The following is a 23,497-nucleotide window of genomic DNA, read 5'->3' as shown; positions in this document are numbered from 1 at the left end:
TATTTTTGTGAGTTTATAGAAAGGAACTATAAAGATGTTAAAAAGAATACAAACCATTTTTCTTTTTGTTTTATTGATTTTTCCGGGAACACCATCTGGTGCAGTGACATCTCCTGGCGATTTTATTAATTCATGCGATGCGGTTCTTTCTTCGAAGGAGATAAACCCCGACTCTATGTTTTCGGATGCCTGGTTGATATGGGTGAAACAACCTGTCGATCATCACCATCCTGAGAAAGGATTTTTTAAACAACGGGTTTGGCTCTCCCATAAGTCGCAAACGGCACCGGTGGTTTTTGTTACGGAAGGGTATATGGCGCCTAACAACTACACTGCCGAATTGACAAAAATAGTTGAGGGCAATCAGATTATTGTTGAGCATCGTTATTTCGATAAATCAGTTCCCGATTCAGTTGGCTGGGAGTATCTGACCATTGAGCAGGCTGCAATGGATCATCACAGGATTGTAGAAATGTTTAAAGAATATTATAGCGGCAAATGGATAAGTACAGGGATTAGTAAAGGTGGACAAACAGCTATGATACACAGGGCACTTTTCCCGGACGATGTAGACATAACTGTTCCTTATGTTGCTCCTTTTAATCTTGAAAAAGAAGATCGCAGGCTTATTGAGTTTTTTGAAAATGTTGGAACGGAAGAGCAACGACGACGAATACGTGAGTTTCAGAAAGAGGTGCTGAAACGTCAGGATGAATTAATGCCATATTTTAAAAAACTGGCAAATAGAAAGGGATTTACTTACCGTATGGGTGACGAAAAAGCCTTTGAACTTGCGGTTCTTGAGTATCCTTTCAGTTTTTGGCAATGGGGTGTTCCGGTAGAAGAAATTCCCGAACCGGGCGCCTCTGCTGAAAAACTTTTTTGTCATTTGAGCAATGGAAGTGATTTTGGCTATTTTTCCGACCAGCAATGGGATCAAATAGGCCCGTTCTTTTATCAGGCATACAGAGAACTTGGCTATTATCCCTACCTGGCAACTCCCCTGAAACCCTGGCTGAATGAAATAAAGGAGGATACCGTTTCCAACCGGTTTATGGCACCCGGTGTTTCCAATCTCGTGTTTGAAGAGAAAACACCTTTACGCATCCTGGAAAAACTAAAAAATGCCGATCCCAGGATGATTGTAATTACTGGTGAAAATGATCCGTGGAGTGCAACAGCTTTGAATACTAAAGGTTTTACCAATGTGATAAAGATAGAAAAACCCGGAGGATCGCACCGTACCAGAATTAACAACCTTCCGGATTCTCTGAGGCAGGTTGTGATTAATCAGTTGGACGATTGGTTGAGGAATTGAAACATAAAGCCGGCATAAAAAAAGACGGCCCAACGTTTTGGGTCGTCTTTTTCTTTTTGAACATGGGTTACTTGGGTCAGGCTGTGCTTCTTGGGTTAAAAAGCACAAGCACTTTCTGACACACACAAATTTAAAGAAATATCCGGCTGTTGTCAGCTATTAATGCCTGATTTGTTGATATCTTTTATGAATGACCTTTTTTTTTGTGACAAATGGTGTTGAGAGGCATGTAAAAGGAATATATTTATTGTTTGGATTAATTCTGCAAGTCATACCTGATTTTTAGCCTGCATTATTCATAAATTTTCGTCATGAGATGTTCAAGTATCCAAAAACACAAGAAACCGCAGAAAAATTTGATGCAGTGAATAGTGAATTATTTTCAAATCAAATTTTTCGAGAATGCTTTTGTTTTGCCGATAATTAGTGTCCGTCCATAAAGTACCATTTGCTGTGTTACGCTCGCCGCCAAAATCCTCATTTACGATTAGTAAACTCCGGTTTTGGCGGCTTCGCAAGCCTTGCAACTGGTACTTTCTGAACAGACACACATATTGTAAAAATTTTTGCGAGTTTATAGACACGCACTAATTTGGCATCGTAATAGATAATTTTATGAATAATGCAGGTTAGCAAATTTTACTTTAGGTTTTTGGAATTACACCACAAAAAGGATTAAATTTGACATGAAACTTTAAACAATTAGTTATGGCAAGTATCAGAGACCTTAAAAAAGACATAAATTACCTTGCTTCCGAGATTGTTACCGAAGCTTATGTGCGAAAAATGCTTTTCGATGAAATAAAGGACGACGATTTTAAGAAAGTGGTTACCGATGCAATTGATTTCCGTAATTCGTTGATAGAGAAAATAAACCATCCCGATGGGAAAAATGATCCCAAAAAAGTGAAGAAATATTTTCAGGGCATACGAAAAGAAATGCATCAGAAGTTCTCTGAGTTAGTTGACGCAGTCAACCAATTGAAATAGCGTAGTCATTGCATCAACAAAAAGAGGAGCCTCCCCGGGGGGCTCCTTTTTTGTTATATGTAATTTGGGATTTTATTAATGAGTCTGCTTCTGAAATATCTGTTTTTGTCAAAATCAAGGCGTTTAAATTTTTGCACCAGAGTTAACTTCGTGTTAACGAGGAGTCATTCTTGTAAATTTTGTTTATTAAGGTCGAATGGAACTTGTATACAAGAACTTATACATGTTCTTATAGTGGCAAACTTTGTCATGCTCGTTTCAAAAATTTAAAACAATAATGAGTTTGGCAATAAAAACGCTTTTTAGACCAGGCTCATCTATTAATATAGAATACAATTACAACATATCCAGAGCATTCCTTTCAGCAATTAAAAATAGTCTCTTTTTTATGGAATAAAATGTATCAAAAACCCCATTATTGCGTACAACCAATTAGAAATGTTCAAACAAAAATAAAATCTGTTTTATGAAAAAAATACTTACAAAACATTTTCAGTACACCGGACTGGATGATTACGATATGTCTCTGGATGATCAGATTAATAAATTTCTTGAAGAAGAAAAGGTAGGGCCGGAGAGTATTGTAGCGCTGGAGTATGCAGCTCATTCCAGCCAGGGAATTAATACATACTCTGCATTGTTAATGTACAGTACTGAATAGTTGGGTTATTAACGGTTCAGAAACAAAAAAATAAAGGGAGGGACGTGAGATGTTCTTCCCTTTTTTGTAATTTTATATTACCTGATTACCGCACAGGTTTGAAATTTTTATACAATTCCTTGCGGATTATGGGTATTAGTCGAATAAATCGAGTCATATTATCTGTTTTTTTAACTCATTTGCCATGGGATTGTTTGACTGGTTTAAAAAGCACAATGAAAAGCCGGAGGAGGAAAAGGAAGAGAAGAGTTCCGAGGTTGAAGAAGACATAATACCGGCATCAAATGAAAATAAGTACAATCACGAGATTGGGATTGCTCTCAGTGGTGGGAGTGCCAGAGGATTTGCTCATATTGGTGTGCTGAAAGCCCTTGATGAAAACGGAATGTCTCCTGATATTATATCAGGAACAAGCATGGGGGCTCTGGTTGGTGTTTTATATGCCGCAGGGCATAGTCCCGATCACATTCTTCAGTTGGTTAAGAAGGACAAAATTTATAATATGGTTTCTTTGCGGTTTGGTCAAAACGGCTTTTTTGAGTTGGATGCTGTACGCCGGATACTGAAAGAAGAGATTCCTCAGGATGATTTTTCTGCTCTTAAAAAACCTTTTTATTTGTCCGTTGCCAATATAAGCGACGGACAGAATGAAGTGAAAGGTGAAAGTGGTCCTCTCTACGATTATGTGATTGCTTCCTGCTCGGTTCCTGTTATGCTTGTACCACAAGTAATTGATGGAAAAACTTACATTGACGGAGGTTTGTTTGATAACTTGCCTGCCGGGGCCATTAAAGATAAATGCCAGACTTTGATAGGCGTTCATGTTAATTATAACGGGCCAATGGAAAAACTTGACGGGATGCGTGACATTGCACAAAGAACTTTTAGTCTTGGTATCGAGCAAAATGTTGTCGAAAGCCGCAAAATGTGTGATTTTATGATCGAGCCTGAAGAAATGAAAAAATTTACTTTCCTCGATTTCGATAAAGCGGATGAACTCTTCGAAGTTGGCTATAATGCAGCCCTTAAACTGATAAAGGAAGAGCTTGCACCTGTTTTGCGAAAAGACAAGATTGAAGAGGAAGAAGCCGGCATATAGCTATTCTGCGTCCAACCAGGCACCAAAAAGTTTTTCCGCATCAGGGCTAACCATTGGGAGGAAGCCTTTTCTGAGTATGCCTTTTTCAAAAACAGGCGGATTTGCCTGGGTTTTCTTTTTGCAAAATGATTGCCATTTTTCTTGTTTAAAAAGTCCGGTTTTCCATGCGCCACGTGCCTCAGGGTGAATTCTTTTTTTTAAGCGGATGTTGGCAAGCCCCATATTGTACCGTAGATTAATTTCCAGGCATGGCTGGAGCTTCATTTCTTTTTGCTTATTTATGAAAAAGATACCGTCCACGCCTGCCGGACCTTTGTAGTTTTTATTTATTTCTGTTCTGATCAGGCCTTCTCTTACAATTTCTGCTCCCTGTTTTAATGCCGCCGATATTTGCGCCTGGTCTTTGAAATATGACGATGAGTTTTCAGGCGGGCCAATGGCACACCCTGCAAATTGACCGGATGGGTCTGTATAGAAATAGTTGTGCCCGACATACTCAATTTCATCATCTATCATGAACTGGAATGAAACATCCTGTATTTTAGGCAGCATCTGTTCTATGAACAATTTTCCCTGACGTTTCAGCATTCCTTTGATCCAGTCTGATTCTGCCGGATTGTCTTTTTTATCACGAATTTTGAATAACCCTCGTCCCGAAGCACTCCATTGTGTTTTGATCAGAGCCGGCGGTTCTGTTTTTTGAAATTCTTCCGATAGTTTGGCTGTGCTGCTTACTTCAACAGGTAAATATGGAATCTCAACCTGGGAGTATTTGTCAGGATAATTTCTTCTGATCAATTCGATTTCTTTTAATAAAGCGTAGCCGGTTTCACGACTCAATAACTGAGCCGAATTTGCACTCCACCTGGCTAAAGGATGAGTATGCCACGTTGGGGCAGCCAAATGGTAGAAACGTTTAAATTTGATATAAACTGCCGGACTCCATCCCCAGGGAGAAAATATCAACCTTACTTTTTCAGGTATTTCTTCGGGAGCGGTGACAATGGATGGTATCTTCCATCCATAATCGGATAGATGTTTCAGTGAATTTCCTTCCTTATGAGTGACAAGAATATAATCATCTTCGTCTGAAAGAATCCAGGGCAATGATGCCAGATCACTCTCAAAGCGGCGCAGATTTGCCGGAGGCATGTAGGATACCTGTCCATTGGCTATGGCGAGTTCATTTGTAGGATTAAACAGAAATAATCTGGAAATCATCTTTTGGTTACTGTTTCAGAATTGTAAACCTGATAACATAAGTCTGCTTCTAAAATAGTCATTAAGAGTGGACTTATACTATTGATTTTATTACAAAGTCGTCGTAATTTGAGCGAAATCTTTGGATGACGGCAAAGATAAGTGAATATGGAAATTCTTTCTAATCTCAAAATTTTAATTGTATGAAGATTAACTATTTTTTTCTGGCCGTTTTGTTGATTCTGTTTTTTGGATGCTCTCCAGGTTCTGATGATGAGAATCCCGAAAACGAAGATTTGACAGAAGATATCAGCGGTGATGCAAATTCTGACGATAATGATGACGACAGTTCATCCGATGATAGTAATGATGACGACACCGGTGATGACAGTGATGATGATTCATCTTCAGACGATGACAATTCTTCGGAGGGAACTGTATTTATTGCCGGACACGACGTTGCCAATGAAACGGTATTGCGGAATATTCCTGAAGAATACATCAACAAAGCCAGAGAGGAGTTTCATGTTGCATATCAGCACACATCTCATGGAACACATGTTTCCAGAGGTGTTTTTGGTTTAATTGACTATAAAGATGGCGATGATGTGCTTTTCGGCGTTTCGCGAAATGAACGGACAAACGGAAAACTGACCTTTTACGATTATGCGCTTGAAGATTATGCTGCTGACGGTGAGAAAGCTACCGATTTAAGTGCAAATGAAACAGCCTTTATACAAGCTACCCGAAATTTTTTAGACGATTCCGATAATGCACATGTAAATGTGATAATGTGGTCGTGGTGTAATATTGCCAATCACGATGTTGAAGAAAACTATCTGCCGGGCATGACACAATTGATTTCCGAATATGGTGAAGGTGGTTCCAAAATTGGAAGTGGTGATGGCAAGCGTGAAGTTCCTGTGCATTTTATTTTTATGACAGGTCATGCCAACAAAAACAATAATGTAGGCGAAGGTAAACCTAAAAACCAGGCTGAGTTGATTAATGATTATTGTTTGGAAAATAAGCAGTTCTGTCTGGATTACTACAGCATAGATACACATGATATGGATGGAAATTACTGGGAAGATGCCGGTGACGATGGTAATTCCGACAGCTATGGAGGTAATTTCTACGCCGACTGGCAGAATTCACACCAGTTAGGGGTGCATTACTGGGAAAACAGAATGTCGCCTGGTGGTGATGTTGCTTTCGGTTCACATAACAGCCAGCATATTACATCCAATCGCAAAGCCATGGCGTTCTGGTGGATATTAGCCCGTCTTGCCGGATGGGATGGCGAAACCGAATTATAATTTGTACTACCCTTTCAATAGATTGTAGGATTTATAGATTGTTAGATATGAGATGATTTGTATGAATTTGATATACTGCATTTTAATAAAGAAAAAACTTTTGATAATAAAAAAAGGTTAGCACAACTATGTATGCAACCTTTTTTTTTCTGTCGGGATGGCGAGATTCGAACTCGCGACCCCACGCCCCCCAGACGTGTACTCTAACCGGACTGAGCTACATCCCGAAAATTTCTTTTTAAGACGGTGCAAAGATAAACAAAATGGAGGTTCTTGCAACTCAGGAATACAAAAAATTGTCGCTTTTTGGCAAATGGAATTATCGCAGTTTAGCATACGTAAGAGTCGGTTTACGGAAAAAATATAGTACTGTCTTCGTTTATTCGTTATTTTTGTGCATTGTAAAAATGTTGCGATTAAATGAGAGCAAAGAATAGCGAATGGACCGAAAAAGGATTGTTACGCGAAATATCCGATGGGAAGGAGTCGGCCTTTCGTTATTTGTTTGATACCTATTACCAGGTTTTGGTAGCATTTGCCAACCGGTACGTGGAGGATTTAGACTCTTCAAGAAATATTGTTCAGGATGTTTTTGTCGGTTTATACGATAAAAGGGAAGTTATTAACATCCATACTTCTCTGAAAGCTCATCTGTACCAATCCGTTCGAAACCGGGCATTGAATCATCTTAAGCATGAGAAAATGCAACGTGAACACCATGGAAGAATTAAGAGTGAATTGAATGAACGTACCGACTTTAATGAAACGTGGGCAATAAGTGAGTTGGAAGGCAGAATTGCAAAAGTGGTAAACGAACTTCCGTCGCAATGTCGAAAGATATTTGTAATGAGTCGCCAGGATGGAATCCCGAATTCCGATATTGCTGAACACCTTTCTATTTCCAAACGTACTGTAGAGACACAGATTAGCAAAGCATTAAAAAGAATCAGGGAAGACCTTAAAGCACATGGATATCTTCCACTTTTTGCTTTGATTATTGGATGGTTCGTGATGTTATTTTGAATCAGTCTAAAATAAATATTTTGTACGTGTAAGCATTAAGTTGTTTGTCTTATAGAGTGCATGGGGAAGCTTGTGGTTATAAACCATTAAAACCAAAAGAAATGGAATTTTTATTACAAATGTTTGCAGATTTTCTTGGCACACCAAACGCCGAGGAAGAAAATGCAAAGACCGAAATGGTTAAAGAAAAGGAAATAAACACCAAAGCTGCTCCCATTGCAGAAGAAATAAATGAAAAAGAGCCGGTTATATTCGGACTAATGCAGTTTCATTAAACGTTAGTCTCTTTTAAGCCGGGGAGTTCAATATAACGGAGGTTGAGTAGTTGACACGTTATATAGGCTAAAAAGACAAAATACATGGGAGATTCAGTAATCATACCGACCGAAATGCTGGTACGCTATTTTTCCGGAGATATCAATCCGGATGAAAAGAGGAGAATAGAATCCTGGCGTAAACGGTCCAAAAAGAATGAAAGAACCTTTCACGAATTTAAAACCATCTGGGAGGTAGAATATTATTCTCTTCTGCCACAAGATGCCGTTGAAAGCGACTGGGAAAAAATTCGGGAGCGTATCCGTTTTGCATCTTCGAAAACACGTCGTGCGTCTTTTGCAGATGCTTTCATTAAGATTGCCGCTATATTTATTTTGATGTTTGCCGTTAGTGCAGCACTTTATACTTACTGGAATATTCCTGGTTTTGGTCGATGGGCATCCTTTCAGACTGGTGATTATGTGGATTCTCTCAGGCTTCCTGATAATAGTGTGGTTTTTCTCAACAATTATTCGTCACTGAAATATCTGAAAAATTTTGACAATGGGAAACGAAGTGTTTCTCTTGACGGAGAAGGCTTTTTTGATGTAGAATCAGATGCAAAAAATCCGTTCAAAGTAAAAACCCCCGAAGGTGTTGTAGTGGAGGTGCTTGGTACGTCTTTCCATCTTGAGTCGGGTGAGGGGATAGATAATCTTGAACTGAATGTTGTCGATGGGACTGTATCTTTCGGTTACCGGAACCATCGTGAATACATAGAAGCCGGACATTCTGCAACTATACAGGACGATGTAGTCAGGGTTATGGCTTTTTCCAATGAAAACTTCCTGTCCTGGAAAACCGGCAAGCTTGATTTCAATCAGAGTTCTTTAAAGACTATTGCTAAAGCTCTGGAAGAACATTATGAGGAAATCAGGGTGGTACATATTAATACTAACAGCGACATTAAAGTAACTACTTCATTTACGAATCAATCCATTTCGCAGGTTCTTGACGAGTTGGAGATACATTTTGATAAAAAATTCCGTTTAAACGAAGGAGTTTTAACAATCTCTGACTAATTTCGGGGGATATTTCACACAGTTGAAATCTCTTGAAGTTGAGAACCGAAAATCACAGAAATATAAAAGTGGTGATGGCTATTGTATTAATTACATTAGCCAATGTTTCGTTATATGCCCAAAGAGCCGGGCATGTGCGATTGACTGTTGACAAAACCCGGGGGTCTGCCATTGAACTTATTGAGCATCTTCAGAAAAAAAGCGGGGTTGTTATAAGTTATAGTTCCCGGCTTTGCCTTAAAGACGATGTGAGATTATCTCAATCTGAAAATAGCCTTCTTGGATTCCTGAATGAAATTTTCAAAAATTGCCCGTTTTCCTATACCGAGTTGGACAACCGGATTATTCTTCGTCCCAAACCATTGTCCGAACAAAGCTTTACAATCAACGGTTTTGTTGTCGACCAAAAATCCGGAGAACGTTTATTAGGCGCCAATCTTTACAATGCTACCCGTGAAAAAGGAACTGCTACAAACTTTTATGGCTTTTACAGCTTAACACTGCCAGGTGGTGAAACAGAGTTGAATGCTTCGTTTGTTGGATACAAAACAGAGACAAAGAGATTCTTTTTGCACAAAGATACGGTGATAAATTTTCGGTTAAGTCCCAATGTAGAACTGCCGGAGATTTCGGTTTTGGGGTCACGTATGCCTAATATGCTACAGGGTAGCAGTTTTGGAGCTATGCGGGTTTCAATGGAGCAAATTGTTGATGCACCGGCATTGTTCGGAGAGCCGGATTTGGTAAGAGGAATTCAGATGTTGCCTGGAATTCAAAGTGGTTCGGAAGGGTTTTCTGGTCTATATGTAAGGGGGGGAGGTCCCGACCAGAATATGGTTCTGCTGGACGATGTTCCTGTCTACAATGTTGGTCATTTATTAGGATTTTTTTCCATATTCAATACCGATGCTGTCAGCCAGGTGTCTGTTACGAAAGATGGATTCCCGGCGCGATACGGAGGCCGATTGTCATCAGTTGTTGATGTAAGAATGAAGGATGGGCGAGAAGAAGAGATTGGTGGCAATATTTCTCTTGGTTTGCTTTCATCAAGCCTTTCATTAGACGGCCCTGCACTTAAGGATAAATCTACTTTTGCCGTTTCGTTCAGACGTACTTATATTGATGCTCTGGCAGCCATTTACCAGCTGGGAGAAGAGGAGAAGACCAATTATTACTTCTTCGATTTTAACGGGAAAATCAATTATGAATTTTCCGGGCGGAGTAAGCTTTTTCTGAGTTCTTACTGGGGCCGCGATAAATTTTATACCCGTTATAATTTTCGCGATTTTGAAGTAGAGGTGGTGGGAAGTGATGATTTCAGAGATTTCATAACAATTAATGATGAAAGTAATGCCGGGTGGGGAAATTTTACGGGTGCATTGAGATGGAACTATGTTGTTAATAAGCGACTGTTTTCAAATTTCACTGCTACTTACTCCAACTATCGCTTTTTTATAGGTCTGAGGCGTGATGAAACTGAAGGACAGGCCTTGACTTCCTATGAACAAAGATATTTGAGCGGGATTGAGGATTTCACCCTGAAATCTGATTTTGAATTTTATTATACACATGATTATACAATAAGATTTGGAGCCAGTGGTGTACTGCACAGGTTTAATCCGGGAGTTGATATTTTGCGAACAACTCCTGAGAACGGAAAATCTGAAGAAACTGTAATTGAAGATGTCAGGGTTTCGGGGCAGGAATATAGAGGCTATTTCGAAAATGAATTTTCTTTTGGCGACCGTTTTCGTGGAAATGGTGGTCTTCATGCGGCCCTGTTTCTGGGTGAGAGAACACCCTACTGGTCTGTGGAACCCAGATTATCGTTGCGTTACAGAATATCCCCCCGGTTCGATTTGAAAGGAACCGTGTCAAGTATGTCTCAATTTATTCATTTGGTCGGTACGGCAGGTTTTTCTTTGCCAACCGATTTATGGTTGCCGGTGAGTGATGAAATTGAACCTATGCATTCGGAGCAGGCTACACTTGGCATTGATGTTTATTTCGGACAAAGAAACAGATATGTTTTATCTCTTGAAGGATATATAAAATCTTTTGAAAACCTTCTTGCCTATAAAGAGAGCACAGGATTTTTTGATTATAGTTCAACATGGGAGGATAAACTTACGTCAGGACGCGGAGAATCGGCGGGGGGAGAACTTCTTTTACAAAAGAATAGCGGAAAACTGACCGGTTGGCTGGGCTATACTTATGCACATACCAACAGTTTTTTCTCAGAGTTAAATGAGGGAAAATCTTTCTCCGGACGATTTGACAGACGACATGACGCCAGTCTTTTTATGAATTACCGGTTTAATAAAAGGTTTACAGGGAGCCTTAGCTGGATGTTTGGCTCCGGAAATCCCATCACTTTGCCCGAGGAAAAGTACTATGCACCGCAGCTTCCATTTGAAAAACAGCCTGAATATGGTTATTCAGAAAGTGTTAAATCGATCAATAATTACAGAATGCCTGCATTTCATCGGCTCGATTTAGGGATCAATTTTACAAAAACAAGGAAAAGAGGTGAACGTACATGGAGTTTTGGTGTTATTAATGCGTATGGGCATCAAAACCCTTTTCTGCTCTACTTTAGCGAAAGTGAAGATGCACCTGAGGGTTCAGCTTTGAGAGAACTCAAACAATTAAGTCTTTTCCCTTTTCCAATTCCATATATCAAGTATTCATTCAAATTCTGATTTTGAAGTGAGAAAGTTTTTATACATAGTAGTTGCGCTGGCCTTGTTTGTTTCCTGTGAAAAAAGTCTTGAATTTAGGCTTGAAGAAAAGGGAGGTAACCTGGTCATGTTTTCTTTTCTTACCCCCGACTCATCTTTCAATGTCCATCTGAGTAAGAGTGTGAGTCACATGTCAGTTGATGACTTTGAACGTATTTATGATGGTAATATCACCGTTTACCGGAATGGAAAGATTATCGATGATTTTATTTTTCCTTTCGATAAAACCTGGGCCTGTCGGGATGATGTTGTTATTTCGGAGGGAGATACATTTCGAATTGAGGCTTATGACAGCGGGGGACAGAATATATCTGCAGAAACACTCGTGCCTTATGCTGTTCCGGTCTCCATTTCGGATACCGCTACTATAGAGAGGGAACAAAATGGAAACGGCAAGACACAAATGCTTCAGTGTAAGCTTAAAATTCCTGATCGGGAAGGTGTGTCAGACTATTATCAGCTATTGGCTTTTGAAGAGATATGTGCCGTCACAACCGGTGATTCTGTTTGCCAAAGAACCGAAATAGATTATTCCAAAACAGACCCGGTCTTTTATGTACGTGACCAGGAAGGAAGCCTGATTGGAGGTCTTGATTTCGGTGGCTGCTTTTCAGATCATCTCTTTGATGGAGAAAATTATGAGTTGACAGTTTATTTACCTGTTCAATATGCTAACGCACCCGAGTCTTCCGGTATCTACCGCAAAATACTTTTCCTTTTGCTTTCACATACACGAGAGTATTACGATTATTACCGGAGCCGTACCGTTGCAGAATATGGTTACGAGCTGCCTTTGCTCGATCCGATACGCATCTATAATAATGTTGAAGGTGGCCTTGGCGTTGTTTCTGCTTATAGTATATCGGCCGATTCTTTGGTGTTCAACTAGGTGACCTTGAATCCGACTTTAATAAATAAATTTTTTGCGAATGAAACGAGCATGGTAAAGATTGCTATCATAGATTGTTAGATTGTTAGAGATGTAATAACGTATAACATTATAGCATCTAAACAACATTAACAACTCTAACAACTCTAACAACTCTAACAGCCCTAACAACTTATTAAATATAAGATGAAATGAACACTGATAGGTTTGCCACAACAAGAACATATATAGATTGCAGGCCACTAACTTAAGTAAATGATATACTGATGAAATAATGGCAGTTGAATTTGACGCTGTGTCATGCAAAGATGGTAATGTTGTATGGCTTATTTAACGTTTTAAAGCGAGCGATAGCAGGTGTGAGAACATCATTCAGATTTTGGTATTCTTTTTGATACATGCATATATATCGATATTTATTTAATTATATAAAACATTAAACTATAAACAATTCAATAATTATGGCACTATTTGGAAAAATGGACAATCTGGGGGCAGATCAGCCCGAGAATCAGGACAAAAAGAAAGAGATAACTGATGTAGAGAAAACAAGAGTTTTAATAATAGGTTCGGGACCTGCCGGATATACAGCAGCAATTTACGCAGCCAGGGCTAATCTTAAACCAATGTTGTATGAGGGGCTTCAACCGGGTGGACAATTAACTACTACCACCGACGTAGAGAATTATCCCGGGTATCCTGATGGTATAACCGGCCCTGACATGATGGAAGATTTTAAGAAGCAGGCCGAACGCTTTGGTACAGACATCCGTTTCGGTATGGCTACCGATGCAGATTTGTCAGAACGTCCATTTAAGGTTACCATAGATGATAATAAAATAATTGAAGCAGATGCGTTGATTATTGCAACAGGAGCAACTGCCAAATACCTTGGGCTTGAAGATGAAAAGAAATACGCCGGCTCGGGTGTTTCTGCCTGTGCAACCTGTGATGGTTTCTTTTATCGTGGTAAAGATGTGGCTGTTGTAGGAGGTGGTGATACTGCATGCGAGGAGGCTATCTACCTTGCCGGGCTTGCCAACAAAGTTTATATGATAGTTCGTCGTGATGTATTCCGTGCTTCAAAAGTAATGCAACATCGGGTATTTAACACTCCGAATATTGAAATATTATGGGAACACCAGACCAAAGGTTTGTATGGTGATGGTGTTGTTGAAGGTGCTGTTTTGGTTAAGAAAAAGGGAACTCCGGAGGAAGAAGAGGTGAAGATTAAAATTGATGGCTTCTTCCTGGCTATCGGGCATAAGCCCAATTCAGATATTTTCCAGGACTATCTGGAAACCGATCAGGTGGGGTATATCAAAACCATTCCCGGAACAACCAAAACAAATGTACCTGGGGTTTTTGCCTGCGGGGATGTACAGGATTCGGTATATCGTCAGGCTGTAACTGCTGCAGGGACAGGCTGTATGGCAGCAATTGATGCTGAGCGTTGGCTGGCCGAAAATTCGTGATGTTTTATTATTATATATTATAAAAGTCGCTGTCAATCCGGTTGATAGCGACTTTTTTCAATTCTGCAATTTGTTAATATTCACGATTCTGTGCGTTTGGCGTGATTTAAGTGCTGTTATACAGACGGTTGTTTCTGATGTAATCATATATCCCCGGAGGCACCAGGAATCGTAGTTGCTTTCCTTCGCGTATTCCTTCTCTTATGAGTGTTGATGAAATTTCCAGAACGGGGGCCTTAAGTACCTTAATTGTATCATAGTGCTTAATATCTGCATTTTTCACAGGGAAACCTGGCCTTGGATAAACCAGTATCGAGTGTTCTTTTAGCAACCGGCGAGAATCGTACCAGCGATCAATATTAAGCAAATTATCGCTTCCGATAATCATTGTGAATTGATAATCAGGATAAGACGCTTTCAATTTTTCCAGCGTATTGATCGTATAGGAGGGTGTGGGCAGTGAAAATTCTATGTCACAAATTTTGAACCGGGGCTCTTCTTTTGTCGCAATGGCAACCATTTCCAGTCGTGACTGGGCAGGAGCAAGGGCTTTTTGGTCTTTGAAAGGGTTATGCGGACTCACGACAAACCATACCTGGTCGAAAGGCGCATATTCCATAGCAAAGTTGGCCAGTGCAAGGTGCCCGACATGAATGGGATTGAATGAGCCGAAAAGAAGTCCGATCTTTTGCATTCAGGAAATTTATTTGTTTGGTGAGATAAAATCTTTCACAAGCTGTTCTGCTTCGCGACAAGCTTTTTCAAGTTGGTCGTTCACAATGATTTTATCAAAAAAGCGGGCATATCCCAATTCTTTTTCAGCCTTTGCCAGCCTTTTGCGAATGGTTTCCTCGCTGTCTGTATTACGATTCCTCAGTCGTTTTTCAAGTTCCTGCAACGAGGGCGGTTTAATGAAAATAGCGAGTGCGTTTTCTCCAAAGTGTTTTTTTATATTGGTTCCGCCGACAACGTCTACATCAAACACAGCGACTTTCCCTTCATTTATGATCCTGTCCACTTCGCTTTTCAGTGTCCCATAGTACGTTCCCCGATATACTTCCTCCCATTCCAGAAACTCGCTTTTGTTGATTTTTTCGCGAAAATTGTCGGTAGTCAGGAAATAATAATCAACACCATGTTTTTCATTGGCTCGTGGCAACCTGTTTGTTGCTGATATAGAGAATGAAAGTTCGGGAATCTTTTCCATCAAAGTGTGCACAATGGTGGTTTTGCCTGAGCCCGAAGGCGCCGAGAATATAATTATTTTACCTGCCATGGTAGTATAATTAATGCGTGTTTATAAACCCGCAAAAATTTTTACAGTGTGTGTCTGTTCAGAAAGTGCCGGTTGCAAGGCTTGCAAAGTCCGAAAATACGGAGTTTACTCATCGAAAATGAGTAATTTTCGGACGAGTATAACACAGCAAATGGTACTTTATAGACAGACACTTCTCTGTTATTCTGCAATATTTAAATCAGTAGTGAACGACCTTATAAGATATTAAGGATTTGTTCCTTTATCTTTTCCAGATCATCTTTCATATTGACAACGAGTCGCTGTATCTCTGAATCACTTGCTTTGGAGCCAAGGGTATTGATTTCCCGTCCCATTTCCTGCGAAATAAATCCAAGTTTTTTACCTACCGGTCCTTCATCTTCAAGTGTTTGTTCAAAATAATCGATATGGTTTTTTAATCTGACTTTTTCTTCAGAGATATCCAGTTTCTCAATATAGTAAATCAACTCCTGTTCGAAACGGTTTTCATCTACATTTCCATTAAGGGCCAATTCATCAAGGCTTTCACGTATTCTGACTTTTATTTTTTCGGTTCTTTGACTCTCGAATGGAGTAATTTGTTCCAGCAGTCTTCTGAGGTCCCTGCTGTGTTGTTTAACATCCTGCAACATTGATTCCCCTTCCTGTTTCCTGAAATCATCCAGTTGCTCAATGGCCCTTATTAACCCTTCCTTAACCACTTTCCATTCTTCTTCATCGAGCTCAGGCTGAGCTGCTTTCATGGTATCGGGAAGAGGCATTATGATGCGTAGGAAGTCGGTATTATGACTTATCCCCAGTTTTTCTGCAACATGTTTGAGCTGTTCATGGTATTCACTAATGACTTCTTCATTGACCTGTGAAATCTTATCGGGCATCATCGATTCCAAATAGAATGTGACATCAATCTTTCCTCTTTGCAGTTTCTGTCCTATTTCATTCCTGATGGCCAGGTCTTTTTCCCTGTAAAGGTTGGGCAAACGGGTATTTATGTCAAGTTGCTTGCTGTTTAACGATTTGATTTCTATGATTATACGTTTGGAAGGGAGTTCACATGTGGCCTTTCCGAACCCTGTCATGGATCTTATCATTGAAAAATAATGTTTTATGAGTTTTCAACTGCAAAGTTAGATAATATTCGGTAAGTAAAAATATATTTTACCTGCATTCTCCTTATTTACCTGGTTTTGGCAGCCCTTTCGCTGTGATTGATCTGATTATTCCTGTGCCGAAGACAAAATTCTGTAGTATTCCTTTATTGGTACGCAGAAATGAAAGTCATTGAAGTTAAAAATAGTTAATTTTTTACTAATGTTGTTTTTGTTAAGTTATTATATAGTTGAAAATAAGTGTAATACGCAAATTCTTTCAGATTTAGTATCTAATTGTTTAAGAAAAACAGAAAAATAATGAACAAAAATATTTCATGGTCGTTATTCTTGTGTTTAAATTAAATTAATCTAAATTAAAACAGAGGTCATGAAAAAAATGAGTTTCAAATTGCTGGCCATTCTACTTATGGGAGTATTTGTAATGGCATCTTGTAGTGAAGACGATGAAGACGACAATAATGTCGATCCCGTGGAGAGCAATACTATTGTTGATGTGGCATCATCGGATGATGATTTTTCTATTCTTGTGGAGGCATTAATCCAAACCGGTTTGGATGATGCTTTGGCAAATGAGAATGCTTCTTACACGGTTTTTGCACCGACAAATGCAGCATTTGCCAGTCTGTTAACCGAGTTGGGTGTTGAAAGTCTGGAGGATATTCCTTCAGAAACATTATCCGCAGTTCTGCTTTATCATGTTTTGGATGGAGAAGCCACTTCATCAGCGGTTACTACCGGTTATTACAGCACGCTTAGTGCAGGACCGGCAGAGGGTTACACCTTATCGATGTATATTGATATGGAGGAAACTGAAATTAACAGTCGGGCGTCCATTGTGGATACAGACATTATGGCGGATAACGGTGTGATTCATGTTATTGATAAGGTAGTTTTACCTTTATCGATAACCGGGCATGCTGTGGCCAATGAAGGATTTTCCTCACTTGCTGCTGCTGTTACCAAGGCAGATTTAGCCGGAACGCTTGATAGTGATGAGGTAACCTTTACTGTTTTTGCGCCTGTTAATGCTGCATTTGATGAATTATTTTCGAACCTGGGTGTTACTCTTGACGATCTTTCGGCAGAGGATTTATCCCCGATTTTGCTTTACCATGTTGTGGACGCATTCGTTCCTGCTGCCGAAGTTGTTTCAGGATACGTACCAACGCTTAGTCAGGGCCAGGAGCAAAGTTTGAGCCTGCAGATAAGTGCAGGCGATGGTGTGATGCTTAACGGAAGCAGCAATGTGGTTGTGACCGATGTCGTGGCAACCAACGGTATTATTCATGCAATCGATGAAGTAGTTCTGCCTCCGACGGTTGTAGACCTGGCACTTGATAATTCTGATTTCTCACACCTGGTTGAGGCAATTGTTAAAGCTGAACTTGTCGAGACTTTAAACGGAGAAGGTCCTTTTACGGTTTTTGCCCCTACAGATGCAGCTTTCGAAGCATTGTTTGATGCGCTGGGAGTTTCGGGGGTAGATGAAATTGATGTCGCAACTTTGACCGACGTTTTACTTGCCCATGTTGTAAGTGGTAACGTTGTTTCCGGTGATTTGTCGAATGGGACTGTTCCAACGCTTAACAGTGAAAAATCACTGGATATTAATGTTGACAATGGAGTAGTTATTGACGGAGAGATTAATGTTGTTCTTGCCGATGTGCAAGGCACCAACGGAGTTGTTCATGTTATTGATAGAGTGATAGTTCCGTAAAATAGTAGATCGTTAGATTTTTTAGATTTAGGATACAAAGTGAATCTTAATGCACTGATAATTCGCATTTTAAGTCATAATAATTTTTAAATATAAACAATTGATTTAGAATCGTTTGTAAAAGTTTAACGGACTATTGTCAAAAGTTAATCTCCTTTTTTGTGTCGGAGACCTCTCGGTGGCCTTTGATTGTCCACGAGAGGTCTCTTTTTTATTATTCCGTTTTGTTCGTTATTTTTGTGCTCAAAATGAACAAATTATTCATGAGCTCGTTAAATTGTTGAAATTTGTTTAAATATGGCTGTCTATTCCATAAAAGACCTGGAGAAAATCTCAGGTATTAAAGCACATACCATAAGAATATGGGAACGTCGCTACGGGCTCATTCATCCAAAGCGCACCTCTACCAATATAAGATATTACTCTGACGAGGATCTGAAAAAATTGCTGAATATATCTATTCTTAATCAAAACGGGTTTAAAATATCGAAAATTGCCGGTTTGGATGAGCATCAGCTCCGTGACAGGGTGTTGGATCTTTGCATCGATGCTCGTAACAATAATGTTCAGATAGAGAGCTTAATGGTATCGATGCTGGAATTGGACGAAAGAAAGTTTTTGAATGTACTGTCGGGAGCAGTTATTAAGTATGGTTTTGAAGATACTGTTGAGCAGATTTTGTTCCCGTTTCTTGAGAGGGTTGGGATGCTATGGCAGGCCGGGACAATTAACCCGGCTCAGGAGCATTTTATTTCCAACCTTATCCGGCAAAAAATGATTGTTGCCATCGATAATGAGATGCAAAATATTGCTGTAAAAGGGCCCAGGATAATTTTCTTTTTGCCGGAAGATGAATTGCATGAAATCGGAATCCTTTTTTACAGCCTGCTTGCCCGGAAAGAAGGTCTGGACGTTGTTTATCTTGGAATGTCCGTACCTTTGGCCGATTTAAAACTTGTTCACCAGGTCAGGCCCGCAGATGCTTTTTTTACTTCATTCGTCACTGCCCGTGAGAAAAACCAACTGGAAGGCCTCCTTCAGCAATTGCGTGACTATTTTCCTGAAGTACCCTTTATGGTCAGCGGTATGCAGATAAAGGAGCTTCATCCGCGATTGCCCGATGATTTTTCAGTAATATCATCTATCAAAACGTTTAAGGAGAATATCAGACTATTGATGTTTAGTGATTGATTTCGTAGCTTTTACGCTGGATCTTTTGCGGTTAGGCTTTTAGCGAATAAGCGTAACGCGGTAAATGGTAATTTATGGACGGAGACTTAGTATAAAAATCCAACAATCTACCGGCCTCATTAATCATTACTTTTCTTTCGGTTTTGTTTTCCGGTAACTCCTTTGTTTTTCCATCTTCCAGACAGATAATAGCTGATAGTTCCGATCAATCCAATGCTCCATCCGCAAGGAATAGCCCACCAAATTCCTACCGTACCTATTTGTCCCGACAGATAAGCTGCCAGCGGAATCCGAACAATCCACAAAGATATCAGGGTAATAAACATAGGGATCAGGGTATCGCCTGCTCCCCGAAGTGTTCCATGCATGGTAAACATTGTTGCAAACACAGGATAAAATGAACTGATTATGACAAGGTAATCTTGTCCATGTTTAATTACTTCTTTATTATCTGTAAATAAAGACATCAGGCTTTCTCCAGCCAATATGACAATCAACATTACGCCCAGGCTCAGTCCCCAGGACATAAAGAGAGTGGCGCGAACTCCTTTTCTAATTCGTTTAAGCTGGCCGGCTCCCAGGTTTTGCCCTACAAAAGCAGCGAGTGCCGATGCCAGATTCATAGCGGGCATTGAGGCGAGTGCGTCTATCCTGCTTGCGGCTGTATAGGCTGCAAGAACGGGCGTATCGAAGTTGTTGATGATTCTGATCAGGGCCATCATCCCAAGGGCTACGAATGCCTGCTGAAAACCTGTTGGTAAGCCTATTCTTGCACTTTTTTTGAATATTTCCCAGTCAAATACCATTGACCTTCGGCTGAAATGAATGAGATGCCGGCGCCGGTTTAATACAAAAACAGCAGTCAGAAAGGCGCCTCCCTGTGCAACAATGGTGGCCAGTGCTGCGCCTTCTATTCCCCACTTGAAAACAATGATAAACAAAAGATCGAAGCCTATATTGGCTAATGTGGAAATCGTAAAAAAGAGTAGGGGGGTTTTACTGTCACCTAACCCCCTGAGTATGGATGCCGTGCTGTTAAAACCAAAGTAGATAAACAATCCTGAAAGATAGATCGAAAAGTAGCTGATTGCTTCCGGCATAACATCACTGCTTACCTTTAGCAAAGTGAAAATTTCCCGGCTGAAGATGATTCCTGCTGCAGATAAAACGATAGAAGCTAAAAAAATAAAAATGTAAATGGTACCGATGGCTCTTTTTACTTCTTCGTAACTTCTGGCGCCGAAATATTGACTGATAACAACTGTTGCACCGCTTCCAATGCCTATTACAAACGAAATGAGAGTGTAAAAAACAGGAAACGATGCGCCTACTGCAGCCAGAGCCTGTTCTCCCAAAACTTTGCCTACGATAATCGAATCCACAACATTATATAGTTGCTGGAATATGTTTCCAATTACCATGGGAATAGCAAATCTGAAGATAAGTCTTCCTTCCGGACCGTAAGTCAAATCTCTCATCTATGATTTTTTATTCAGAGTGCAAAGCTATACAAAATTATTTTGGCATAAATATGGTACTCAATAGTGGGTTAAAAAAAGCCTAAATGCAGCGGCGTAATGACGCAAAGTTTTTATTATGAGAGGTAGAGACGCCCAAATTGGGCGTCTTTACCTTACCAGACATCTGTAACAATAGATCGTTAGATTATTAGATTTAAGATACAAGATAATTCGTATTTCGTTGAAAATATGCATTCTATCAAAATAAACTCTTTGAATATAACCAGTTGCATCTAAGGTGTTTACACAATCTTAACGGACCATTATGTAAAAGTTTAACGGAGTATTGTAGTACTGCGGGCTGTCTAAAAACTCTGTGATACTCTATGCTGCTCTGTTTAATTTATTGTATTACAGAGCTCCACGGAGCTTGTGCAAAGTTTCACAGAGTAAAAATTAGCCTTTTTAGACACCCTCATATAGTGCAAGCGTAACAGAGCAAATTGTACTTTATGGCCTGGCACTATTTAGTGCTTGCGGTTTTCGTTAAATAGTGAAAAACATTTATTTTTGCCATTTCAATATCGAAAAAAATGAGTAAAAGGCTTTTCCTTTTTTTGGGGTTATTGGGTTTTGTCGCGGTTTCTTCATCATCACAAGTGCTGACCGTTGATTCAATTGAGGTATCAATTGTTATCCCCAAAGAACATAGAAAATTGGCGATTATCTCAGAAAAGCCTGATATTGAGGAAGATGAAAATAAGATGTACCACTCTCTTCTCGAAGTGGAGTCTCTGTTTCCCGATAAACATTTTTATTCTGACGGGCGAATCAAAATAAGGGTGGATCATTATTACAATCAGAAAATTAAACCTTATGTTATAGAACAAAAGGTTTGGAGAAATCTTATCCTGGAGAAAGAAACCGATGATGTATTTAATCCATATAGTATCGTTTCGTTGTGGAGGGACACGATTAAGTATAAGCCTTTTGCGTTCTCGCTTAAATACACCAATCGACGGTATCCTTCAATAATTGATTATCCCTCAATGTTCGACAGTACCCCGCTTGAACAATATCATAATTTCCTTGAACACCCTTCTGGTGCAGATTCACTTATTGCCACTTACCAAACCAGTCCAGTTAAAATGCTTATGGATAAAATTTTGATTCAAAATCCTTCATTGGCTGAAGAAGTATGGGATAATATTCCCGACCCCCCAAAAATTTCTTATGGTGACGGTTATATTGAAAAGCGCAGTGCTCAGGAGGAGATTAACCGACTATTGAGTTTAGAAAATCTGAACACAAAAAACAAACTTGAGAAAAGAGCGGAAGTGAAACGTCCATGGAGTTATGGCGGGACAGAAAATATACAATTTTCACAGGCTTTTCTTGAAAATTGGGTTAAAGGAGGTGAAAATGCTGTGTCATTGCTGAGTGACCTGAGGATTCAGGCAAAATATAAAAAAGAAAATGTAGAGTGGGAAAGTTATGCCATTCATAAACTTGGCATACTAAGCTCCGATGACCGTAAAACCAGGGTGAATGATGATTTGATTGAGCTGAACACAAAATACGGACTTAGTGCCGGGAAAAAATGGTTTTATAGTGGATTGTTTAATTTTAAAACCCAGTTTTTCAACGGATACGAAAAAAATGATGAATTAAAGGAAAATCCAATATCGGGCTTTTTGGCTCCAGCCTATATTACAATGGCTCTGGGAATGGATTATAAGGAAAAGAATTTTACTCTCATGCTGTTGCCTTTTACATCTAAGATGACTTTTGTCTCGGATACGGTAAAGTTCGACCAAACCAGATATAATATTCCAAAGGATAAAAAAAGTGATAATATGGGAGGAGCTTCTCTGGTTAATAATTTTACCTGGGAATTTGCAAAAGATTTCAACTTATCCTCAAAACTTGATTTTTTCTATGAATATATGAAGAGTGACAATCAGATTCAGTCGGAATGGGAATTAATTCTTGACATGAAAATTAACATTTTTCTTAGCGCAAGGATTAGTACTTATGTGAGGTATTACAGCAATGAATCGGACAAGATACAGTTCAGGGAAAATTTGAGTATATCGTTCAATTACAGGTTTTAACCTGATTTGTTCATGAATAGATCAGGTTAAAAGAGGTGTTTGCGTTTAACTAAGTTTAACTGATATTCTTCCCCCAAATGCTGAATTCATTTTATCTTTGACACGTGATGGAAAAACAAAGGGGTTTTCATAGGTTTAGGTAAGGTTAGGTTAATTAGGTTAAGTAAGAAAGGAGCAGTATTATTCCTGCTCCTTTTAATCTTTTTTCTGTTTTGATTGTTTATTTATAAACAGCTGGTAAATTTAAAATTTTAACAAAGTTTCTATTGACTTAGGCACGGGCTTTGTTTATATTTAGATTAAGTTTTCTCATAGTTTAGGGTTAGGTTTGGTTAATAGAGGGTCGTTCACTTTGTGTGGGCGACCTTCTTTTTTAAGGAGATGGCAACGAGCGTATTTGTTGACTCGAAACACTCTATATTAGTGTCTGTCCATAAAGTGCCATTTACGGTGTTATGCTCGTCCGAAAATTACTCATTTACGATGAGTAAACTCCGTATTTTCGGACTTCGCAAGCCTTGTAAATGACACTTTCTGAACAGACACACATATTGTGAAAATTTTTGCGAGTTTAT

At 39.4% G+C, this 23,497-nt stretch carries 19 protein-coding genes and 1 tRNA gene; 14 read left to right on the top strand and 6 right to left on the bottom strand.

Annotated elements, in window-relative coordinates:
• Positions 1-34: 34 nt before the first annotated feature.
• From OQ5_RS0116795 to OQ5_RS0116775, 4 genes are all read left to right on the top strand, one after another.
• The gene (locus tag OQ5_RS0116795; RefSeq protein WP_016778601.1) at positions 35-1,318 is read left to right on the top strand and encodes a S28 family serine protease; all 1,284 of its coding nucleotides are present in this window, start codon (positions 35-37) and stop codon (positions 1,316-1,318) included.
• 708 nt (positions 1,319-2,026) lie between these two features.
• Positions 2,027-2,308: a hypothetical protein gene (locus tag OQ5_RS0116785; RefSeq protein ID WP_010416197.1), complete on the top strand. Its 282-nt coding sequence runs from the start codon at positions 2,027-2,029 to the stop codon at positions 2,306-2,308.
• Between the two features lie 466 nt (positions 2,309-2,774).
• Positions 2,775-2,969, top strand: a complete 195-nt coding sequence (locus OQ5_RS0116780; RefSeq protein WP_010416195.1) for a hypothetical protein — start codon at positions 2,775-2,777, stop codon at positions 2,967-2,969.
• A 184-nt stretch (positions 2,970-3,153) separates the two neighbouring features.
• Complete coding sequence (locus OQ5_RS0116775; RefSeq protein ID WP_010416192.1) at positions 3,154-4,068, top strand: patatin-like phospholipase family protein; 915 nt, start codon at positions 3,154-3,156, stop codon at positions 4,066-4,068.
• On the opposite strand, the gene OQ5_RS0116770 is transcribed toward OQ5_RS0116775, so the two are convergent.
• Positions 4,069-5,289 (bottom strand): hypothetical protein, encoded by a 1,221-nt coding sequence (locus OQ5_RS0116770; RefSeq protein ID WP_016778600.1) that lies wholly within the window; start codon positions 5,287-5,289, stop codon positions 4,069-4,071.
• Between the two features lie 182 nt (positions 5,290-5,471).
• Between OQ5_RS0116770 and OQ5_RS0116765 the strand changes: the two genes are divergently transcribed.
• Complete coding sequence (locus OQ5_RS0116765; RefSeq protein WP_016778599.1) at positions 5,472-6,587, top strand: hypothetical protein; 1,116 nt, start codon at positions 5,472-5,474, stop codon at positions 6,585-6,587.
• Between the two features lie 152 nt (positions 6,588-6,739).
• Here OQ5_RS0116765 and OQ5_RS0116760 read toward each other — a convergent pair.
• A tRNA-Pro gene (locus OQ5_RS0116760) sits at positions 6,740-6,814 on the bottom strand.
• A gap of 193 nt (positions 6,815-7,007) precedes the next feature.
• On the opposite strand from OQ5_RS0116760, the gene OQ5_RS0116755 reads away from it, so the two are divergent.
• The 6 genes from OQ5_RS0116755 (at position 7,008) to trxB (ending at position 14,052) form a co-directional block, all read left to right on the top strand.
• On the top strand, positions 7,008-7,610 hold the full coding sequence (locus tag OQ5_RS0116755) for an RNA polymerase sigma-70 factor (RefSeq protein ID WP_016778598.1): 603 nt from the start codon (positions 7,008-7,010) through the stop codon (positions 7,608-7,610).
• A 101-nt stretch (positions 7,611-7,711) separates the two neighbouring features.
• Positions 7,712-7,885, top strand: a complete 174-nt coding sequence (locus OQ5_RS23660) for a hypothetical protein (RefSeq protein WP_016778597.1) — start codon at positions 7,712-7,714, stop codon at positions 7,883-7,885.
• Between the two features lie 84 nt (positions 7,886-7,969).
• On the top strand, positions 7,970-8,947 hold the full coding sequence (locus OQ5_RS0116745; RefSeq protein WP_016778596.1) for a FecR family protein: 978 nt from the start codon (positions 7,970-7,972) through the stop codon (positions 8,945-8,947).
• Positions 8,948-8,985: 38 nt separating this feature from the next.
• A complete protein-coding gene (locus OQ5_RS0116740) occupies positions 8,986-11,649 on the top strand; it encodes a TonB-dependent receptor (protein ID WP_016778595.1) in 2,664 nt (887 codons plus the stop codon).
• A gap of 7 nt (positions 11,650-11,656) precedes the next feature.
• A complete protein-coding gene (locus OQ5_RS0116735) occupies positions 11,657-12,577 on the top strand; it encodes a DUF4249 domain-containing protein (protein WP_255297604.1) in 921 nt (306 codons plus the stop codon).
• 461 nt (positions 12,578-13,038) lie between these two features.
• Complete coding sequence (gene trxB / locus OQ5_RS0116730; RefSeq protein ID WP_016778593.1) at positions 13,039-14,052, top strand: thioredoxin-disulfide reductase; 1,014 nt, start codon at positions 13,039-13,041, stop codon at positions 14,050-14,052.
• Between the two features lie 106 nt (positions 14,053-14,158).
• On the opposite strand, the gene nadD is transcribed toward trxB, so the two are convergent.
• From nadD to OQ5_RS0116715, 3 genes are all read right to left on the bottom strand, one after another.
• Positions 14,159-14,746 carry a nicotinate (nicotinamide) nucleotide adenylyltransferase gene (gene nadD / locus OQ5_RS0116725; protein ID WP_016778592.1) on the bottom strand — a complete coding sequence of 196 codons (588 nt, stop codon included), beginning with the start codon at positions 14,744-14,746 and terminating at the stop codon, positions 14,159-14,161.
• Between the two features lie 9 nt (positions 14,747-14,755).
• Positions 14,756-15,328: a guanylate kinase gene (gene gmk / locus OQ5_RS0116720; protein WP_016778591.1), complete on the bottom strand. Its 573-nt coding sequence runs from the start codon at positions 15,326-15,328 to the stop codon at positions 14,756-14,758.
• A 215-nt stretch (positions 15,329-15,543) separates the two neighbouring features.
• Positions 15,544-16,419 carry a YicC/YloC family endoribonuclease gene (locus tag OQ5_RS0116715; protein ID WP_026055358.1) on the bottom strand — a complete coding sequence of 292 codons (876 nt, stop codon included), beginning with the start codon at positions 16,417-16,419 and terminating at the stop codon, positions 15,544-15,546.
• 397 nt (positions 16,420-16,816) lie between these two features.
• Between OQ5_RS0116715 and OQ5_RS0116710 the strand changes: the two genes are divergently transcribed.
• Positions 16,817-18,157 (top strand): fasciclin domain-containing protein, encoded by a 1,341-nt coding sequence (locus tag OQ5_RS0116710; protein ID WP_255297603.1) that lies wholly within the window; start codon positions 16,817-16,819, stop codon positions 18,155-18,157.
• Between the two features lie 297 nt (positions 18,158-18,454).
• Entirely contained in the window at positions 18,455-19,348 is an 894-nt protein-coding gene (locus OQ5_RS0116705) for a MerR family transcriptional regulator (protein ID WP_016778588.1), read from the top strand.
• Between the two features lie 119 nt (positions 19,349-19,467).
• Here OQ5_RS0116705 and OQ5_RS0116700 read toward each other — a convergent pair whose 3' ends face one another.
• Positions 19,468-20,826: an MATE family efflux transporter gene (locus tag OQ5_RS0116700; protein ID WP_016778587.1), complete on the bottom strand. Its 1,359-nt coding sequence runs from the start codon at positions 20,824-20,826 to the stop codon at positions 19,468-19,470.
• A 575-nt stretch (positions 20,827-21,401) separates the two neighbouring features.
• Between OQ5_RS0116700 and OQ5_RS0116695 the strand changes: the two genes are divergently transcribed.
• Positions 21,402-22,922 (top strand): DUF3078 domain-containing protein, encoded by a 1,521-nt coding sequence (locus tag OQ5_RS0116695; protein WP_016778586.1) that lies wholly within the window; start codon positions 21,402-21,404, stop codon positions 22,920-22,922.
• The last annotated feature ends 575 nt before the right edge of the window (positions 22,923-23,497 follow it).

It is taken from the genome of Anaerophaga thermohalophila str. Valhall (assembly GCF_000250735.1).
Taxonomy (GTDB): Bacteria; Bacteroidota; Bacteroidia; order Bacteroidales; family Marinilabiliaceae; genus Anaerophaga; species Anaerophaga thermohalophila_A.
Note: the sequence above shows the minus strand (reverse complement) of the source record. Positions and strands in the feature narration are given on the sequence as shown.

What these genes read in the sequence shown, in the direction of transcription:
- OQ5_RS0116795 (WP_016778601.1), top strand. Translation starts at nt 35, where the DNA reads ATGTTAAAAAGAATACAAACCATTTTTCTTTTTGTTTTATTGATTTTT.
- OQ5_RS0116785 (WP_010416197.1), top strand. Translation starts at nt 2,027, where the DNA reads ATGGCAAGTATCAGAGACCTTAAAAAAGACATAAATTACCTTGCTTCC.
- OQ5_RS0116780 (WP_010416195.1), top strand. Translation starts at nt 2,775, where the DNA reads ATGAAAAAAATACTTACAAAACATTTTCAGTACACCGGACTGGATGAT.
- OQ5_RS0116775 (WP_010416192.1), top strand. Translation starts at nt 3,154, where the DNA reads ATGGGATTGTTTGACTGGTTTAAAAAGCACAATGAAAAGCCGGAGGAG.
- OQ5_RS0116770 (WP_016778600.1), bottom strand. Translation starts at nt 5,289, where the DNA reads ATGATTTCCAGATTATTTCTGTTTAATCCTACAAATGAACTCGCCATA.
- OQ5_RS0116765 (WP_016778599.1), top strand. Translation starts at nt 5,472, where the DNA reads ATGAAGATTAACTATTTTTTTCTGGCCGTTTTGTTGATTCTGTTTTTT.
- OQ5_RS0116755 (WP_016778598.1), top strand. Translation starts at nt 7,008, where the DNA reads ATGAGAGCAAAGAATAGCGAATGGACCGAAAAAGGATTGTTACGCGAA.
- OQ5_RS23660 (WP_016778597.1), top strand. Translation starts at nt 7,712, where the DNA reads ATGGAATTTTTATTACAAATGTTTGCAGATTTTCTTGGCACACCAAAC.
- OQ5_RS0116745 (WP_016778596.1), top strand. Translation starts at nt 7,970, where the DNA reads ATGGGAGATTCAGTAATCATACCGACCGAAATGCTGGTACGCTATTTT.
- trxB (WP_016778593.1), top strand. Translation starts at nt 13,039, where the DNA reads ATGGCACTATTTGGAAAAATGGACAATCTGGGGGCAGATCAGCCCGAG.
- nadD (WP_016778592.1), bottom strand. Translation starts at nt 14,746, where the DNA reads ATGCAAAAGATCGGACTTCTTTTCGGCTCATTCAATCCCATTCATGTC.
- gmk (WP_016778591.1), bottom strand. Translation starts at nt 15,328, where the DNA reads ATGGCAGGTAAAATAATTATATTCTCGGCGCCTTCGGGCTCAGGCAAA.
- OQ5_RS0116715 (WP_026055358.1), bottom strand. Translation starts at nt 16,419, where the DNA reads ATGATAAGATCCATGACAGGGTTCGGAAAGGCCACATGTGAACTCCCT.
- OQ5_RS0116710 (WP_255297603.1), top strand. Translation starts at nt 16,817, where the DNA reads ATGAGTTTCAAATTGCTGGCCATTCTACTTATGGGAGTATTTGTAATG.
- OQ5_RS0116705 (WP_016778588.1), top strand. Translation starts at nt 18,455, where the DNA reads ATGGCTGTCTATTCCATAAAAGACCTGGAGAAAATCTCAGGTATTAAA.
- OQ5_RS0116700 (WP_016778587.1), bottom strand. Translation starts at nt 20,826, where the DNA reads ATGAGAGATTTGACTTACGGTCCGGAAGGAAGACTTATCTTCAGATTT.
- OQ5_RS0116695 (WP_016778586.1), top strand. Translation starts at nt 21,402, where the DNA reads ATGAGTAAAAGGCTTTTCCTTTTTTTGGGGTTATTGGGTTTTGTCGCG.